Origin of the sequence: Blautia caecimuris (assembly GCF_024622975.1) — a bacterium.
Lineage (GTDB): Bacteria > Bacillota > Clostridia > Lachnospirales > Lachnospiraceae > Blautia_A > Blautia_A caecimuris.
This window is the reverse complement of record NZ_JANJZT010000091.1, coordinates 1-1,163: the sequence shown is the minus strand read 5'-3', so window position 1 is coordinate 1,163 and position 1,163 is coordinate 1. Positions and strand designations below refer to the sequence as shown.

Annotated in this window: 1 protein-coding gene; it reads left to right on the top strand. The window is 46.3% G+C overall.

Features of this window, described 5'->3' with window-relative positions; genetic code table 11:
- A partial coding sequence (gene tnpC, locus NSA57_RS19460) for an IS66 family transposase (protein WP_257465855.1) occupies window positions 1-1,163 on the top strand: 1,163 nt, incomplete at both ends.

The window sequence follows — 1,163 nt, the reverse complement described above, 5'->3', positions numbered from 1 at the left end:
CGTGAGCTGAAGGACATGATAAACGATCTCAAAAAGATGATAAAAACACTTCAGGCAACTGTCGATGCTGCCAATAAACGGGAAGAGGCTCTTACCCAGGAACGGGATAACCTGAAAGAAGAGATAGACCTTCTCCGTAAAAAACTGTTTGGCACCTCCAGTGAAAAAAGAACCATCGATATTCCAGGCCAGTTAAACTTTTTCAATGAAGCGGAACTGGAACAGGATCCAGAAGCTGTAAAAGCAGAGGATCTTGAGGCACTTCTTCCGGAAAAAACAGCAAAAAAACGAAAAGCAAGAGCTACAGATGCTGAACGGTTTAAGGGAGTTCCTGTTGAGAAAAAGTATCTGGAACTTTCTGAGGAAGAGAAACTCTGCCCTGCCTGTGGTACCCCACTGAAAGAAATCGGGGAAGAGTTTGTCCGCCGGGAGCTGGTTTTTGTACCGGCAAAACTGAAAGTATATGAATACTACAGTAAGAGCTATGAGTGCCCGCAGTGCAGGCTTCAGGATATACCGGTTATCAAAAAAGGAAAAGATGGCAGATCCCATATGCTTTATGGAATGGCTTCTGCCGGAACGGTTGCCTGGGTAATGTACCAGAAGTTTTGTAATGGTCTTCCATACTACCGTCAGGAAAAGGACTGGAAACAGTATGGCGTGGAGATCACCAGAGCTACTATGGCAAACTGGGTGATCCGGAATTCTGAAGCATTTTTTCTTCCTATGTACGAATACTTCCACAGGAAACTTCTGGAACGTGGATTCGCGATGGCAGATGAAACGCCACTTCAGGTTCTGCATGAACCGGAACGCCGCGCGCAAACCAAGTCATATATGTGGCTGTTCCGCAGCGGTGAAGACGGAGGACCACCTATTATCCTCTATAAATACTCGGAGACCCGGGCCGGGGACAATGCCGTAGATTTTCTTCACGGCTTCAAGGGTTATCTGATGTGTGATGGCTATAGCGGATACAATAAAGTACCGGATGCCAAACGCACAGCCTGCTGGGCACACATCAGAAGATATCTGACAGATGCCATCCCTAAGGGAAAAGCACTGGATTATACCCAGCCATCTGTACAGGGAATGCTGTACATTAACCAGCTCTTCCATCTGGAAGATGTGATCAGATCAAAGTATTCTTCCTTCGATGCTAT